This is a genomic window from Lysinibacillus sp. VIII_CA (assembly GCF_049943995.1).
GTDB classification, from domain to species: domain Bacteria; phylum Bacillota; class Bacilli; order Bacillales_A; family Planococcaceae; genus Lysinibacillus; species Lysinibacillus pinottii.
In genome coordinates this window covers 352,679-369,538 of record NZ_JBNFXM010000001.1, presented here as the reverse complement: position 1 = coordinate 369,538, position 16,860 = coordinate 352,679, and the positions used below count along the sequence as shown (strand labels likewise).

12 protein-coding genes and 1 other annotated feature (1 of these 13 running past the window's edge) are annotated in these 16,860 nt (G+C 39.3%); of the genes, 11 read left to right on the top strand and 1 reads right to left on the bottom strand.

The window, feature by feature from the left end; translation table 11 throughout:
• Window positions 1–227: a binding site (T-box leader), on the top strand; it begins 1 nt to the left of the window's first position.
• 112 nt (window positions 228–339) lie between these two features.
• On the top strand, window positions 340–3,108 hold the full coding sequence (gene ileS / locus ACP3VS_RS01820; protein ID WP_012293174.1) for an isoleucine--tRNA ligase: 2,769 nt from the start codon (window positions 340–342) through the stop codon (window positions 3,106–3,108).
• A gap of 111 nt (window positions 3,109–3,219) precedes the next feature.
• Here ileS and ACP3VS_RS01815 read toward each other — a convergent pair whose 3' ends face one another.
• Window positions 3,220–4,425, bottom strand: a complete 1,206-nt coding sequence (locus tag ACP3VS_RS01815) for an AraC family transcriptional regulator (RefSeq protein ID WP_031418928.1) — start codon at window positions 4,423–4,425, stop codon at window positions 3,220–3,222.
• Between the two features lie 202 nt (window positions 4,426–4,627).
• Here ACP3VS_RS01815 and ACP3VS_RS01810 point away from each other — a divergent pair, with 202 nt between their 5' ends.
• From ACP3VS_RS01810 to carB, 10 genes are all read left to right on the top strand, one after another.
• Window positions 4,628–4,963 (top strand): hypothetical protein, encoded by a 336-nt coding sequence (locus ACP3VS_RS01810; protein WP_012293176.1) that lies wholly within the window; start codon window positions 4,628–4,630, stop codon window positions 4,961–4,963.
• A 22-nt stretch (window positions 4,964–4,985) separates the two neighbouring features.
• A complete protein-coding gene (locus ACP3VS_RS01805; protein WP_012293177.1) occupies window positions 4,986–6,554 on the top strand; it encodes a cation acetate symporter in 1,569 nt (522 codons plus the stop codon).
• 163 nt (window positions 6,555–6,717) lie between these two features.
• On the top strand, window positions 6,718–7,197 hold the full coding sequence (gene lspA / locus ACP3VS_RS01800; RefSeq protein ID WP_080695172.1) for a signal peptidase II: 480 nt from the start codon (window positions 6,718–6,720) through the stop codon (window positions 7,195–7,197).
• Entirely contained in the window at window positions 7,194–8,105 is a 912-nt protein-coding gene (locus ACP3VS_RS01795) for an RluA family pseudouridine synthase (RefSeq protein WP_012293181.1), read from the top strand. Before lspA ends, ACP3VS_RS01795 begins: the two co-directional genes overlap by 4 nt.
• Window positions 8,106–8,346: 241 nt before the next feature.
• On the top strand, window positions 8,347–8,895 hold the full coding sequence (gene pyrR, locus ACP3VS_RS01790) for a bifunctional pyr operon transcriptional regulator/uracil phosphoribosyltransferase PyrR (protein ID WP_031418931.1): 549 nt from the start codon (window positions 8,347–8,349) through the stop codon (window positions 8,893–8,895).
• 14 nt (window positions 8,896–8,909) lie between these two features.
• Window positions 8,910–10,220 (top strand): uracil-xanthine permease family protein, encoded by a 1,311-nt coding sequence (locus ACP3VS_RS01785; RefSeq protein WP_426388326.1) that lies wholly within the window; start codon window positions 8,910–8,912, stop codon window positions 10,218–10,220.
• A 192-nt stretch (window positions 10,221–10,412) separates the two neighbouring features.
• Entirely contained in the window at window positions 10,413–11,291 is an 879-nt protein-coding gene (locus ACP3VS_RS01780) for an aspartate carbamoyltransferase catalytic subunit (RefSeq protein ID WP_426388325.1), read from the top strand.
• A gap of 1 nt (window position 11,292) precedes the next feature.
• On the top strand, window positions 11,293–12,570 hold the full coding sequence (locus ACP3VS_RS01775) for a dihydroorotase (RefSeq protein WP_099805040.1): 1,278 nt from the start codon (window positions 11,293–11,295) through the stop codon (window positions 12,568–12,570).
• Window positions 12,570–13,670, top strand: a complete 1,101-nt coding sequence (locus tag ACP3VS_RS01770) for a carbamoyl phosphate synthase small subunit (protein WP_012293186.1) — start codon at window positions 12,570–12,572, stop codon at window positions 13,668–13,670. The genes ACP3VS_RS01775 and ACP3VS_RS01770 overlap by 1 nt, the downstream gene beginning before the upstream one ends.
• Complete coding sequence (carB, locus tag ACP3VS_RS01765; RefSeq protein WP_426388324.1) at window positions 13,663–16,860, top strand: carbamoyl-phosphate synthase large subunit; 3,198 nt, start codon at window positions 13,663–13,665, stop codon at window positions 16,858–16,860. The genes ACP3VS_RS01770 and carB overlap by 8 nt, the downstream gene beginning before the upstream one ends.

The window sequence follows — 16,860 nt, the reverse complement described above, 5'->3', positions numbered from 1 at the left end:
TAGAAGCAGAGACGAAGACAGTATTTGTTAGGCGTGGTGAAGCGATTTGGGGATAGTGGAAGCCCAAACAAGCAACTAACAATGAATATCACTTCCGAGCTAAATAACTGAAAAAAGTAAGTTATTTCGTGGTGCACGACGTTAATGTGCTTGAAAGAGGTAGTGCAGCCTAATGGATTGTGCTACAAGTAGGGTGGTACCGCGAGTAGAAGCTTCTCGTCCCTTAGTGGGATGAGGGCTTTTTTTATTTGTCCGCGAATCGTTTCAGATAAGTAAGCCTATAACTGTCGTAAGAGAATAGTGTCGATATGCTTTATGTAAATTAAAGGAGGATTTTTTATGGTTGAATACAAAGATACGTTATTAATGCCAAAAACGGATTTCCCAATGCGTGGAAATTTACCAGCAAATGAGCCGAAAATGCAAGAAAAATGGAATGAAATGGATATTAATAAATTGCAGATGGAGCGTACAGAAGGACGTCCTGAATATGTACTTCATGATGGCCCTCCGTATGCAAATGGTGATATTCATATTGGGCATGCATTGAATAAAGTATTAAAGGATATGATTACCCGTCATCGTTCAATGACTGGCTACCATGTTAATTATATTCCTGGTTGGGATACGCATGGTCTACCTATTGAACAAGCATTGACAAATAAAGGTGTTAAACGTAAAGAAATGTCAGTAGCAGCTTTCCGTCAACTTTGTGAAGAATATGCATATGAGCAAATTGACAATCAACGAAATCAATTCCGTCGTTTAGGTATCCGTGGTAATTGGGAAAACCCTTATATTACATTGAAACCTGAGTTTGAAGCTCGCCAAATTGAAGTATTCGGAAAGATGGCGGAAAAAGGGTATATCTATAAAGGCTTAAAACCAGTATATTGGTCTCCGTCTTCTGAATCTGCTCTTGCTGAAGCAGAAATTGAATATAAAGATATTAAATCGCCTTCTATTTATGTAAGCTTTGCTATTAAAGATGCAAAAGGTGTTGTACCAGCAGATGCTAAATTTGTTATTTGGACAACAACTCCTTGGACATTACCAGCAAACTTAGGGATTTCTTTAAATCCTGAGTTTATGTATGTTGTCGTTGCAGTAGCTAATAAAAAATTCATCATTGCAAAAGATTTATTAGAAACTGTGGCAACTGCACTTGAATGGGAAGCGTATGAGGTTATTCAAGAAGTGAAGGGTGAAGTATTAGATCGTATTGTCGCTCAACATCCTTTCTATGATCGTGATTCACTTGTAATGGTAGGCGAGCATGTTACTGCTGACGCAGGTACTGGCTGTGTTCACACAGCTCCTGGACACGGGGAAGACGATTATCATATTAGTAAGCAATATGGTTTAGACATTCTGAGCCCGCTTGATAATAGTGGCTGCTATACGGATGAAGCACCTGGGTTTGAGGGCGTCTTTTATAATGATGCCAATAAACTAGTAACAGAAAAGCTAAAAGAAGTAGATGCATTAGAAAGTCTTGGGTTTATTTCACACTCATACCCACATGATTGGCGTACAAAAAAACCAGTTATTTATCGTGCCACACCGCAATGGTTTGCGTCTGTTGAAGCGTTCCGCGGGGAGCTCTTAGAGGCTGTTAAAGCAACTGCATTTACACCAGCTTGGGGAGAAACACGTCTTTACAATATGATTCGTGACCGAGGAGATTGGGTAATTTCTCGTCAACGTGCTTGGGGTGTACCAATTCCAATTTTCTACGCTGAAAATGGGGAGCCAATTATTACACCTGAAACAATTAGCCATATTTCAGCACTATTCCGTGAGCATGGCTCAAATATTTGGTTCAAAAAAACAGCAAAAGAATTGTTACCGGAAGGCTTTACACATCCAGGTAGTCCGAACGGTGAATTTACAAAAGAAAATGATATTATGGACGTATGGTTCGACTCAGGTTCTTCACACCAAGGTGTACTTGTAGAACGTGGCATGAAGTACCCTGCTGATTTATATTTAGAAGGCTCAGACCAACACCGTGGATGGTTTAACTCTTCTCTTATTACATCAGTAGCTATTAACGGTTTTGCACCATATAAAGGACTTTTAACACATGGTTTCGTTCTTGATGGCGAAGGTCGTAAAATGAGTAAATCCTTAGGGAATGTCATCATTCCGCAAAAAGTAATGGATCAATATGGAGCAGATATTCTTCGTCTATGGGTTGCTTCTGTAGACTATACTGCTGACGTGCGAATTTCTATGGATATGTTGAAGCAAGTATCAGAAGTATATCGTAAAATTCGTAACACTTTCCGTTTCCTACATGGCAATATTGCTGATTTCGATCCAACAAAAGACCGTGTAGCCTATGCAGAGCTTCGTGAAATGGATCAATATGTATATATGCGTTTACAGGATGTTTTAAAAACTGTTCGTACTGCATATGATCGTTATGATTTCGCTGCTGTATATCATGTTGTGAATAATTTTGTAGCAGTGGAACTATCTTCATTCTATTTAGATATTGCAAAAGATGTTGTTTACATTGAAGGTTCTGACAATAAAGATCGACGTGCTATGCAAACAGTTATTTATGATACGTTGATGACTTTAGTTAAAATTATGACACCAATTATCCCTCATACTACAGATGAAATGTGGTCATACTTACATGCTCAAGGTACTGTAGAGGAAGCTTCTGTTCAATTAACGGATTTCCCAGAGGAAGATGTACAAGCGAATTTTGAAAATCTTCGTGCAAAATGGGAAAAAATCATTGATGTACGTGATGATATTTTAAAAGCATTAGAAGAGGCTCGTAATGCTAAAACGATTGGTAAATCTCTTGAAGCAAAAGTAACAGTATATGCAAAAGAAGATGTTGTGGCATTATTGAACGATGCGAACATTGACTTTGCACAACTATCTATCGTTTCTGCTTTTGAGGTAGCTACAATCGAAGAAGTACCAGCAGATGCTTTGGTACTTGAACATGTATCCATTGTTGTTGAGAAGGCTACAGGTGAGAAGTGCGAACGTTGCTGGTCTATTTCAGAAACAGTTGGTGCGAATGCGGCACATCCTACAGTATGTGCTCGCTGTGCAGAAGTAGTAGAAAAATATTACGCATAAGTGGAATCAGTGAATAATAAGAATCTGCATTCTATGTAGCTTATAAGCAAGTCTCCTTTAGGGGGCTTGCTTTTTTCATGTGGTTTTTGCAGATTCTTGAAAAACTACATCCTACTTAAACAAAATTTCCTTCGTATTGCGGTAGTCTGTTGGCGATATTCCAACATATTTTTTAAAGGTTAGACTGTAATAATTCGGTGTATTAAACCCACAGGTGGAGGAAATTTTTTCGACCGTATAATCAAACTTTCGTAAAAAGGGTAAAGTCTTGATAATACGTGTAAAGGCAACATAGTCAACAAAATTACGACCCGTTTCTTTTTTAAATAGCCTGCTAAAATGTGTTGGGCTAAAGCTTATATATTTCGCAACTTCACTTATAGAAAGCTGTTCGTCAAAATGCTCTTCTATAAATTGAATAGCTTTTTGAAGCTGTGGATGCTTCGTTAAATCTTCATAATATCTTATATGAATGTTATCAATAGGCGGTTTTCTACGAGCTTTTCGTGCCTGACTATAGGATTCCTTCACTTGCATAGCATCCTGAAATACACCTCCAACCCCCATAAAAAGATGGATACAATGGTCCTTTTTTAGTGTCTCGATGACCTCTAATAAACATGCTTTGCCCTCTGGCCAATGTTTGAATGAGTTATAGTCATTAGGAATTCGCAAAAGAAGAAGCAAATAGCGTTCAAAATGTAAAAAGGACAACGGCGCTTTATCTGCAAATTTCTGTTGAATAACAGTTGTAATGAGGCTACTTGCATCTTGTGGATGAGCTTTTTTTTCATTGACATCGATATAGCCCTGTATTAAGAACACCATATTAGGGATACAGTTAGGCGATAAAAAGGATGCAGATTGAATGATTTCCTGTTCATTATCAATCTCACCGCGTATAAGACGTTTTAAAAATGCTTCTCGAAATGGAGAAGTTTGGTTATGGGATATTTGTTGTGTCAGTTCAAGCATGGTAAGTGTACTAGCCTTTTCTTCCAGATAGGCAGTGTGTAACTTTTTTACAATACGTAAAAATTTTGATTTTTGTAATGGTTTAATGAGAAGTGCAGGTAAAACTAATTCAATTGCTATACCAGTCGAGTAGGTGAGGTGTTCTGTAACAATTGGGACAATTATACTATTAGGATAATTTCTTTTTAGTCGCTTAATCTTAACCCAATCAAATAACCGATTGACTTCATAGACAATAATGGTGTCATCTTCTGGTTTAGGCTCTTTACACTCCATTAAAGCGTTTGGTAAAACTTCTTCTAACCAATCTCTCATTTGTTGCTTATCCAATGAGCTTTCCATAAACCATACCACCTTTAAAATGCTACCAGCCTCCTAAGAATAAAATTGATAGAAATATTTTAACTTAAAATAGCATTTTTTTGTACTAATACAGCAATATTTTATATCTATATTGAAGTTGAAATAGAATAGAATAATTGTAGTGAATAATAATTTGAAATTTCAGATAATTATTTACTGAAATAAAAAGGGGGAGTTGGCTATGGCAGAAGTCGGGAGTCATGATTACGAATATGTGGAGGCAGGCACCATTGATGTAAAGGATCTTCCACCTCTAGATGCGGCGACAAATAAAATTATGAAAGATGAATTTACAACAGGTTTAGGCTTATCGGTATTTTATTTTATATTGATTTTTAGTATCCCAGTTATGAATTGGTTTGCGCCGGAATTTGCCTTTAAGAAAATGTGGGGTGGAATGACGGTAACCTGGTTTGTGACAACAGTTGTGATGATGGCAATGGCATTTATTATCGCTTATGTGCATACTTCCATGTACGAAAAGCGCCTAAAAAAATATGATCTAGCCAATAAGTAGTTGAAATAAGGGGGATAAGTGAATGATAGAAGCTCTTTTAGAACCAAAGATGTTAATGACCATTGCATTAATGGGAACGATTGTATACATTACGTATTTAACAAAAAGAAATGCAACAGCATCGGATTTCTTTGTAGGAGGAAGAAGCTTTGGGTGGTTTACAAATGGTTCTGCAATTGGTGGGGATTATTTAAGTGCAGCCACATTCCTTGGGATTGCAGGCTTAACATTTCAACTAGGATATGATGGGGCTTATTACGCTTTTTGTTTCTCCATTGGTTTAACCTTATTAGCTATTTTCGTAGCGGGTCCTTTGAGACGATTTGGTGCATTTACGGTAGCAGATTTTTTGGGGTATCGTTTTCATAGTAAACGTGCACGACTAGTAGCAGTCGCGGTAGTATTAGCCATTTCAGGCTTTTATGCGGCTCCGCAACTATTAGGTGCTGCTCAAATTTTAAGTATGTTTTTTGGCACTTCCTATGAATTTGGCATTATCTTTACATGTGTAGTCATGATTTTTTATGTAGGTATTGGTGGAATGAAAGGAACAACCATTAACCAAGCCTTGGAGCTATGGATTCGTCTTGGTGCATTTATTGTCATGTTAGTAGCAGCGGTATATAGTGGTTTGCATTACGATAAAATTCTTGCAGCTATTAATTCCTTTAGCGGTCCTATTTCAGGCACATCCCCATATGCTTTAGATGGGAATGAAGTTAATTTTGATGGTGCTGCTTGGACAGGGACAGGCTTTTATTTCCCAACATTTTGGCAAACGATTAGCATGACGATTGGTTTAGCTTTAGGAACCATTGGACTCCCTCATATTTTATTGCGCTTTTATACGAATCCAAGTGCAAAAGCAGCACGAAAATCTGCCCTGATGGCTATAGGAATTGCTAGTACATTCTTTTTTTTAGCCGTTTATTTAGGAGTTGTTGGTCGTTCCATTTTCATTTCGGGAACAGCTAGTGAGGAGGTTATGCGTGATCTTGTACTTGGCGGAAACAATATGGTGATACCAACTACAGCGTTAGCTCTAGGTGGTAAATGGTTGCTGGGCTTAGTTATTGCGGGGGCATTTGCAGCTATTTTCTCTAATCTTTCAGGTCTTTTTATTACAAGCTCTGGGGCACTCGCTCATGATTTATATGCGAACATTATGAAAAAAGACATTACGCAAAAACAGCGTGTCATTGCTGGAAAAGTAGCTATCGTACTATTAGGTATTTTATATGGGGCACTTGGGCTCCTTGTTAAGGATGCATCTATCGGTCATTTAGTGGCGCTCGCCTTTACAGTAGCAGCAAGTACATTTACGCCAATATTTATTTTAGGGATTTGGTGGAGAGGCATGACAGAGAAAGGAGCCATTGCAGGATTACTTATTGGACTTGGCGTATCTATGTGGATGATTTTTTTACCAGGAACTTTACCGAGTTTCTTACAGTTTAAAATTCCAGGAATTGTAACGGTTCCTGTAGGCTTCTTATCCGTTATTATTGTGTCACTATTAGATCGAAAGGTACCTGCTGATGTCAATGAATTTATGAAGCGAGTCCATTCAAAAGAATCTGAAACAGTATAAGACAATAAATTTGGCTATTTCTATTGCTCGAAAAGTGATAGAGATAGCTTTTTTGTATTTTCAAGACATTTGGAATCGCCATATTTTTGATGTGATATTAGTTATTGTGAATGGTGCTGATATGGTAGAATAGGTTAGATGTTGAGCGAACGGAGGAATGTTTGTGTATAAATATTATGGATTGGCTGCCTTTGTCGTATTATTGGATCAATGGACAAAGTGGTTGATTGTGAAAAATATGGAGTATGGTGAACGTATTGCTGTAGTAGATCCATGGTTTGGCATTTTATCACATCGTAATAGAGGTGCAGCATGGGGGATGCTAGAAGGGCAAATGTGGCTGTTTAGCATCGTGACAATTGCCGTTATCTGTGCCATTGTCTATTTTTATCATAAAGAAGCGAAAGGGAAGCCAATTTTTCAAGTGGGCTTAATGCTATTACTTGGTGGAGCAATAGGGAACTTTATCGATCGTTTATTTAGAGGAGAAGTGGTTGATTTTGTAGATGTTTTAATTCCGATTATTCAGTATGATTTCCCAATTTTTAATGTGGCAGATGCTGCGTTGACCATTGCTGTTGTTATACTAATGATTGGCTTGATTAGGGAAGATAAAAAAGAGAAGAAACAGGTGAAACAATGACGGAAGTAACATATACAATCGAAGAACAACAGCAAGGAGAGCGCATTGATAAAGCACTTTCAAGCTTACAATCTGAATGGTCGCGCACACAGATTGGGAACTGGATTAGTGACGGAAATATCAAGGTAAATGGCGATGCTGTGAAAGCAAAATATAAGGTAAAAGCGGGGGACGTTATTGCTATTGATGTACCAGAAGCTGAACCACTTGATGTAATCGCAGAAAACCTAGCACTTGATATTGTTTATGAGGATGCTGATGTTCTTGTTGTGAATAAACCAAAGGGTATGGTCGTTCATCCAGCACCAGGGCATATGACAGGCACGCTAGTAAATGGGTTGATGTATCAATGTAAAGATTTATCGGGTATCAACGGGATTATGCGTCCAGGTATAGTCCATCGTATCGATAAAGATACATCAGGCTTATTAATGGTTGCCAAAAACGATGTAGCCCATGAATCGTTAGTGGATCAGTTAGTCAATAAAACTGTTACTCGTAAATATATTGCTCTTGTACATGGGCATATTGCACATGATAAAGGGACTATTGATGCGCCAATCGGTCGTGATCAGAAAGACCGTCAGAAGCAGGCTATTGTCGATAATGGTAAACATGCTGTTACGCATTTTCATGTGGTAGAGCGCTTTGGTGATTATACGCTTGTAGAATGTCGTCTAGAAACAGGACGAACACATCAAATTCGCGTGCATATGAATTATATCGGTTTCCCGCTTGTTGGGGATCCAAAGTATGGACCGAAAAAGACAATTGATTTTGGTGGACAAGTTCTTCATGCAGCAACGCTAGGCTTCAATCATCCTTCTTCAGGTGAATACTTAGAGTTTGAAACGCCACTTCCTGCTGATTATGAGCAATTATTAAATGAATTACGAAATAGGCATTGACGTATACGCAAAGAAAGTCTATACTAACGACAGTGAATGAACAAACTAATTAAATATTCACCTTTAATAGCAGTCCAGAGAGGCTGAGAAGGGACATGTGATAGTGTTGCAAAAAATTTGTGCTGCAAATTTTTTTCGACATGCTTTTTAAACACGTATACAACCCTCTCAGGCTATTCGCCTCGAGAGGTTTTTTTATGGACACATGCTCACAATAGATTGTAGAGAGGGGGAAACGAATTTGGCTCAAAATGAATTGTTAGATGGCCCATCAATGGCACGAGCATTAACACGTATTGCTCATGAAATTATTGAACGCAACAAAGGAATCGATGAATGTATTTTAGTTGGCATTAAAACACGAGGTGCTTTTCTAGCCAAACGCTTAGCACAACGAATTGAAAAAATCGAAGGTAAACCAATTCGTACTGGGGAGCTTGATATTACACTTTACCGAGATGATTTAACAACGAAACATGAAAATGAACAAGCACATGTTGAGCAAGTTGACATTGAGCATGAAGTGAAAAATCAAAAGATTATTTTAGTCGATGATGTTCTCTATACAGGACGAACAGTTCGTGCAGCACTAGACGCTATCATGGATTTAGGAAGACCTGCTCAAATTCAATTAGCTGTTCTAGTTGATAGAGGACATCGAGAGTTACCAATCAGAGCAGATTACGTGGGGAAAAATGTTCCGACTTCTGGCTCTGAGCGCATCATTGTCAATTTACAAGATGTAGATGGAGAAGATGGCGTTATTATTTATAAAGAAGACGAACAATAAAGTGAGGAAACAAAATGTCAAATGCAGTATTAGATATTAAGGATAAGCCAACCCCACTTCAGCTAGTGACATTAAGCTTCCAGCATATGTTTGCCATGTTTGGGTCAACAATCTTAGTGCCACAGTTAGTAGGTCTTAGCCCTGCAATTGCCCTTTTAACAAGTGGGATTGCAACAATATTCTTCCTATTAATTACAAAATTTCAGGTACCCGCTTACTTAGGCTCCTCCTTTGCCTTTATTGCTCCAATATTACTGGCGGCAGGTGGTTTGAATGAGGATGGTTCCAGTGTAAACCCTGGAAATGCCATGATTGGCGCAATGGCTGTCGGAATCACGTACGGAATCGTATCTTTAATCATTTGGAAAAGTGGTTATAAGTGGATAATGAAAATTTTGCCACCGATTGTAGTAGGACCAGTAATTATGGTTATTGGACTTGGACTATCGGGTACGGCCGTGAATATGGCGATGAATGTTAACGGGGAATATAGCTTTTTACATTTCTCTGCCGCTTTAGTCACAGTCTTTACAGCAATTATCTTCACGATTTTCTTTAAAGGAATTTTAAGTACAATGCCAATTTTGATGGGCTTAATCGTAGGTTATATTTACTCCATGATTGTCGACATTGTAGATTATACACCGATTGCCAGCGCAAAATTCTTTGCTATGCCGGACTTCTTGCTACCAGGTGTACATTATGAATTTGAAATCACAACAAAAATTCTACTTGTCATGGTACCAATTGTGATCGTAACGATTTCTGAACATATTGGTCATCAGCTTGTATTAGGGAAAGTAGTTAACCGTGATTACATTAAAGAACCTGGTTTACACCGTTCCCTACTAGGTGATGGACTTGGCACATTCGTAAGTGCAATAATCGGTGGTCCACCTAAAACAACTTACGGTGAGAATATTGGTGTTCTAGCAATTACTCGTGTTTATAGTGTGTACGTTATAGCAGGTGCTGCAATAGTAGCCATATTACTATCATTCTTCGGGAAAGCAATGGCAGTGATTGCAACTATTCCAACCGCAGTATTAGGTGGAGTGTCCATCTTGCTCTTCGGTATTATCGCAGCTAGTGGTTTACGTATGCTTGTAGATAATCATATTGATTTTGGAAATAGTCGTAATCTAGTGATTGCTTCAGTGATTTTAGTCATCGGGATCGGCGGTGCAAAGTTCGTCATTTCAGAATCATTGAGTATTGAAGGAATGGCACTAGCTGCCATCATCGGTGTCCTATTGAATGCCATATTACCAGGTAAGAAGGAAGCCGAAAAACCCGTACCATACAATCAAAATAAAAATTCATAGTAGTACCTTTTAATGAATTGTCCAGAGAGGCAAAAAAAGGGAAGTTGTGGATAGGCTAAAGTAAGGATGATTCCCTGCTGTAGTTTGTCACGCCTCCTTATGCCTCGTTGATGACATCAACGGGGCTTTTACTTTATGAAAAGAACGTCATACATAGACGTTCATGACACACAACCTTATGGGGGTCACATGATGAAGAACTTATTATCGATGGAACATTTAACAACAGAAGAGATTCACCACATCCTAGATCTTGCGCAAGCTTTTGAAAATGGTGAAACATCATCGTTATCTCGGACATACAACGTTGCCAACTTATTTTTTGAACCAAGTACACGGACAAAATCAAGCTTCGAAATGGCTGAGCATAAAATTGGCTGTCATATCATTCCTTTCGATGCGGGATTTTCGAGTGTTACTAAAGGGGAGACCATGTACGATACGGTCAAAACTTTAGAAATGATAGGTTTAGATGCAGTCATTATTCGAGCATCAGAGGATGAATATTATAATGAGCTACTAAATGGTATTAATGTAGCAATCATCAATGCAGGGGACGGTGCAGGACAGCATCCATCCCAATCATTATTGGATCTATATACAATAAAAAAAGAGTTTGGGTATTTTGAAGGGCTCAATATTACGATAGTTGGAGATATCTCACATAGTCGAGTAGCAAAATCAAACGCCCATGCATTGCAACGTTTAGGGGCAAAAGTGCACTTCCTTTGTCCAGAAGAATGGGCAGGAGGATTTGAAGCGCATTATTCTTGGGATGATCTAATCGAAATTAGCGATGTCATTATGCTATTACGTGTGCAACATGAACGTCATAAAGTAAATAAAAGCTTTTCGAAAGAAGGCTACCATCAAGAATACGGCTTAACAATAGAACGAGAAAAGCTAATGAAAGAATCAGCTATTATTATGCATCCAGCACCAGTGAATCGTGATGTAGAAATTGCTTCTGAGCTTGTAGAGTGTGGACGCTCTCGAATTTTCGAGCAGGTGCGAAATGGAGTCTATACACGGATGGCAATTGTGGAAACAATTTTAAAGGGGAGAGAATAACATGAAAAAAGTACTTCGAAATGTACAAATGTTAAATGAACAAGGTGAGCTGCAAACAGTCAATATCGCCATGGCAGATGGAAAAATTACAGCAATTGGCCAAGAGGTAACGGTAGTAGATGCAGAGGTCATTGAAGGAAATGGCTTGATTGTAGCACCAGGGTTTGTCGATGTGCATACACATTTACGAGAGCCAGGCTTTGAACATAAAGAAACAATAGCGACAGGGTCTGCCTCTGCAGCAAAGGGTGGCTTTACGACAATTTGTGCCATGCCAAATACGAAGCCGGTACCAGATTCAGTGGAAAACATGCAGCTTATTAATGGGCTGATTAAAGAAAGTGCTGTGATTCGAGTACTTCCATACGGTTCACTAACAAAGGATATTTCTGGGGAAGTTCGAACAAATGTGGAGGAGTTAAAAGCATATGGAGCTGTAGCGTTCTCAGATGATGGTGTAGGAATTCAGCTTGCTTCAACCATGTACGAGCAAATGAAGGATGCTGCCAAGCACGACATGGTAGTTGTGGCCCATTGCGAGGATAATTCATTAATTTATGATGGGGTTATGCATGAAGGAAAGCGTAATAAGGAGCTTGATCTTCCGGGGATTCCATCCATTTGCGAATCCGTTCAAATTGCACGAGATGTACTGCTTGCTGAGGCTGCAGGTGCACGCTACCATGTTTGTCACGTATCAACAAAAGAATCCGTTCGTGCGGTAAGAGATGCAAAGGCAGCCGGAATTCGTGTAACAGCAGAGGTTTGTCCGCATCATTTATTACTCGAAGAAATGGATATTCCATCCGATGATGCAAACTGGAAAATGAATCCACCATTGCGTGGGGCTGATGACAAAGATTCACTGCATGCAGCACTACTAGATGGAACTATCGATTGTATTGCAACAGACCATGCACCACATACAGTGGAAGAAAAATGCTGTGGTATGGTGGGGGCACCGTTTGGTATTGTAGGTTTCGAAACAGCTTTCCCACTACTATATACACAATTTGTTGAAACAGGGAAATGGACTTTAAAACAATTAATAGACTGGATGTCAGTGAAGGCAGCTGAAATTTTTGATCTACCCTATGGCACATTAGCAGTGGGTGCTTCAGCGGATATGATTTTAATAGATATTCAAAAAGAACAAACAATTGATGCAGAAGGCTTTGTATCAAAAGGACGTAATACACCATTTAACGGTTGGGTTGCAAAAGGTTGGCCGGTCCTAACAATTTTTGAAGGAAATATCGTATATCAGGAGGCAGAGTAATGAAAAAACGTTTACTAGTTTTAGAGGATGGCACAGTATTTACAGGTACAGCATTTGGGAGTGATCGCGCTTCACAAGGTGAGGTTGTATTTACGACAGGTATGACGGGATATCAAGAAACTATTTCAGACCCTTCGTTCTATGGTCAAATTGTTACATTGACGTATCCAATGGTAGGAAACTACGGCATTAACCGAGATGATTTTGAATCCATTACGCCAGCTATACGTGGATTTGTTGTACGCGAACTTGCTAAAACGCCTTCTAACTTCCGTTGTGATTTAACGTTAGATGAGTATTTAACATCAAAAGATATCCCGGGTATAGAGGGGATTGATACGCGTAAATTAACACGTATTATTCGTAGTAAAGGATCAGTAAAGGCGATTTTAACAGCGGCCAATGAAGAGGTAAATGTGAGTGAAGTTGTGACGCAACTGCAAGCGACACCAGCTATAACACACCATGTACGTGAAGTATCGCCAAAAGCAGCCTATCCATCACCTGGTCGAGGTAAACGAGTGGTCTTAATTGACTACGGTATGAAACATGGCATCCTTCGAGAATTAAATAAACGTGATTGTGATGTACTAGTAGTTCCTTACAATACATCAGCTGAACAAATTTTAGCTTGGCATCCAGATGGCATTATGCTCTCAAACGGACCAGGGAATCCAGAAGATGTCCAAGAGGGAATAGAAACAGTACGTAACTTAATTGGAAAAGTGCCAATGTTCGGGATTTGCTTAGGTCATCAAATCTTTTCCTTAGCAAGTGGAGCGAAAGCCTTTAAACTACCGTTTGGACACCGTGGTGGCAATCATCCAGTAAAAGATTTACGCACAGGTCGTACAGATTTAACATCTCAAAATCACGGCTACGCTATTGATATCGAATCATTACAAGATACTGATCTAGAATTAACACATATCGCCTTAAATGATGGTACGTGTGAAGGGGTACGTCATAAAAAATATCCAATTTTTACAGTACAATACCATCCAGAAGCATCACCAGGACCAGAAGATTCAAACCACTTATTTGATGAATTCATTGAAATGATGGAAGTAGAAGCAGGGAAGGGGAAACAACATGCCTAAACGTACAGATATTGAAACAATTTTAGTAATCGGCTCAGGCCCAATCGTCATCGGGCAAGCAGCAGAATTTGACTACGCAGGAACACAAGCTTGTTTGTCATTAAAAGAAGAGGGCTACCGTGTTATCTTAATTAACTCAAACCCTGCCACAATTATGACAGATACAGAAATTGCGGACAAAGTTTATATCGAACCGATTTCTCTTGATTTTGTATCTCGTATTTTACGTAAAGAACGCCCAGATGCTATTTTGCCAACACTTGGTGGTCAAACTGGTCTTAACATGGCGATTGAATTAGATAAATCAGGCATTCTAGATGAGCTGGGTATAGAAATCCTTGGTACAAAACTAGATGCTATTCATAAAGCAGAGGACCGAGATTTATTCCGTAACTTAATGTACGAATTAGGTGCTCCAGTACCTGAGTCTGATATTATTCATTCCTTAGACGAAGCGAAAAGATTTGTAGTCAAAATTGGTTACCCTGTTATTGTTCGTCCAGCCTTTACGCTTGGTGGTACAGGAGGCGGCATTTGCTACAATGATCAGGATTTAGAGGAAATCGTAACATCCGGTCTTAAATATTCACCAGTAACACAATGTTTACTAGAAAAATCTATTGCAGGCTATAAAGAGATAGAATATGAAGTAATGCGCGATGCAGTGGACAATGCCATTGTAGTATGTAACATGGAAAATGTTGACCCAGTAGGAATTCACACGGGGGATTCGATTGTAGTAGCACCGACTCAAACTCTCTCGGATCGTGAAAATCAAATGCTACGTAATATTTCATTAGATATTATTCGTGCGTTAAAAATTGAAGGTGGCTGTAACGTCCAACTAGCACTTGATCCATATAGCTTCAACTACTATGTAATTGAAGTAAATCCGCGTGTATCACGTTCTTCTGCGCTAGCTTCTAAAGCAACAGGCTATCCAATTGCTAAGCTAGCAGCAAAAATTGCAGTTGGTTTAACATTAGATGAAATTAAAAACCCTGTAACAGGATCAACCTATGCTTGCTTTGAGCCAGCTCTTGACTATATTGTCGCTAAAATCCCACGCTGGCCATTCGACAAATTCGAATCAGCAAAGCGTAATCTTGGCACGCAAATGAAAGCTACTGGTGAAGTGATGGCACTAGGCCGTACATTCGAGGAAGCCATGTTAAAGGCGGTTCGTTCACTTGAAACAGGTCAAGTACACTTAGAGCTAAAGCACGCTGAAGACAACTCGGATTCTTGGATTGAAAAACGTATCCGCAAGGCTGGGGATGAGCGTTTATTCTTCATCGGTGAAGCATTACGCCGTGGTGTGACAATTGAACAAATCCATGAATGGTCAGCTATTGACTTATTCTTCTTAAACAAATTTAAAAACATTGTAGATATGGAACAAACGCTAGCTGACCATAAAAATGATAAAGAAGTGCTTCGTACAGCAAAACGTTTAGGCTTTGCAGATAAGAAAATTGCTGAGCTTTGGGACACGACTGAAGCAGCCATCTACGCATATCGTAAAGAGCAAGGTATTATTCCTGTCTATAAAATGGTTGATACATGTGCAGCAGAGTTTGAATCTGAAACACCTTACTTCTACGGCACATATGAGGAAGAAAACGAATCCATTAAGTCAGAAAAACCTTCTGTAGTAGTACTAGGTTCAGGACCTATCCGCATTGGACAGGGGGTAGAATTCGACTATGCTACCGTCCATTCAGTATGGGCCATTCAAGAGGCAGGCTATGAAGCTATCATTATCAACTCAAATCCAGAAACAGTGTCTACGGACTTCTCAATTTCCGATAAATTATACTTCGAGCCATTAACAATCGAGGATGTTATGCATATTATCGACTTAGAACAGCCAATTGGAGTTGTTGTTCAATTCGGTGGTCAAACTGCGATTAACCTTGCCGATAAGTTAGCTGCAAATGGTGTGAAAATCCTAGGAACTTCTCTAGAGGATATCGACCGTGCAGAAAACCGCGATAAATTCGAACATGCTTTACGTGACTTAAACATTCCACAGCCACAGGGTGAAACAGCGGTTTCTACAGTTGAAGCACTTGCCATTGGTGAGCGTCTGGGCTTCCCGGTACTTGTCCGTCCTTCCTATGTTCTAGGTGGACGTGCAATGGAAATTGTTTACAACCAAGAAGAATTACAGCACTATATGGAGAACGCAGTGGAAGCATCTCCAGATCATCCGGTATTAGTGGACCGTTATCTAACAGGGCAGGAAATTGAAGTAGATGCTATCTGTGATGGAGAACATGTATTAATCCCAGGTATTATGGAGCATATTGAGCGCGCAGGGGTTCACTCTGGTGACTCTATATCAGTTTACCCACCACAGAAATTAACACAGTATCAAAAAGATACATTAGTAGATTATACAACACGTCTTGCAAAAGGTCTTGGAATCGTAGGCTTAATGAACATTCAATACGTAATTTCCCAAGGTGAGGTATATGTCATTGAGGTGAACCCACGTTCATCACGTACAGTACCATTCTTAAGTAAAATTACAAATATCCCTATGGCTAATATTGCAACGAAAGCAATTCTAGGGAAATCGATTGTCGAGCAGGGCTATCCAACAGGATTAGCCCCTGAGCAAAAAGGTGTATTTGTGAAAGTACCAGTGTTCTCATTTGCCAAACTACGCCGTGTAGATATAACATTAGGCCCTGAAATGAAATCTACTGGGGAAGTAATGGGCAAAGATGCAACATTAGAAAAAGCACTTTACAAAGGCTTAGTTGCAGCAGGAATGGAAATTCGCACAGAAGGAACAGTATTGTTTACGGTATCTGATAAGGATAAAGAAGAAGCAATCGCATTAGCAAAACGTTTCTCAACAGTAGGCTATCGCATTGTAGCTACTGAGGGAACAGCAAAAGCATTTGAAGCTGCTGGAGTGCGCACGGATGTTGTTGGCAAGATTGGTGCGAAGGGACAAACACTGATTGATTTAATCCAAAATGGCGAAGCTCAGCTTGTCGTTAATACATTAACAAAAGGTAAGCAACCAGCTCGAGATGGTTTCCGAATTCGTCGTGAGTCTGTAGAAAATGGCGTACCTTGTCTCACATCTTTAGATACGGCAGAAGCAATGGTACGTGTCATTGAATCTATGACATTTACAGCAGAAGAAATGCCAAAAGCGGAGGTAGTACACTAA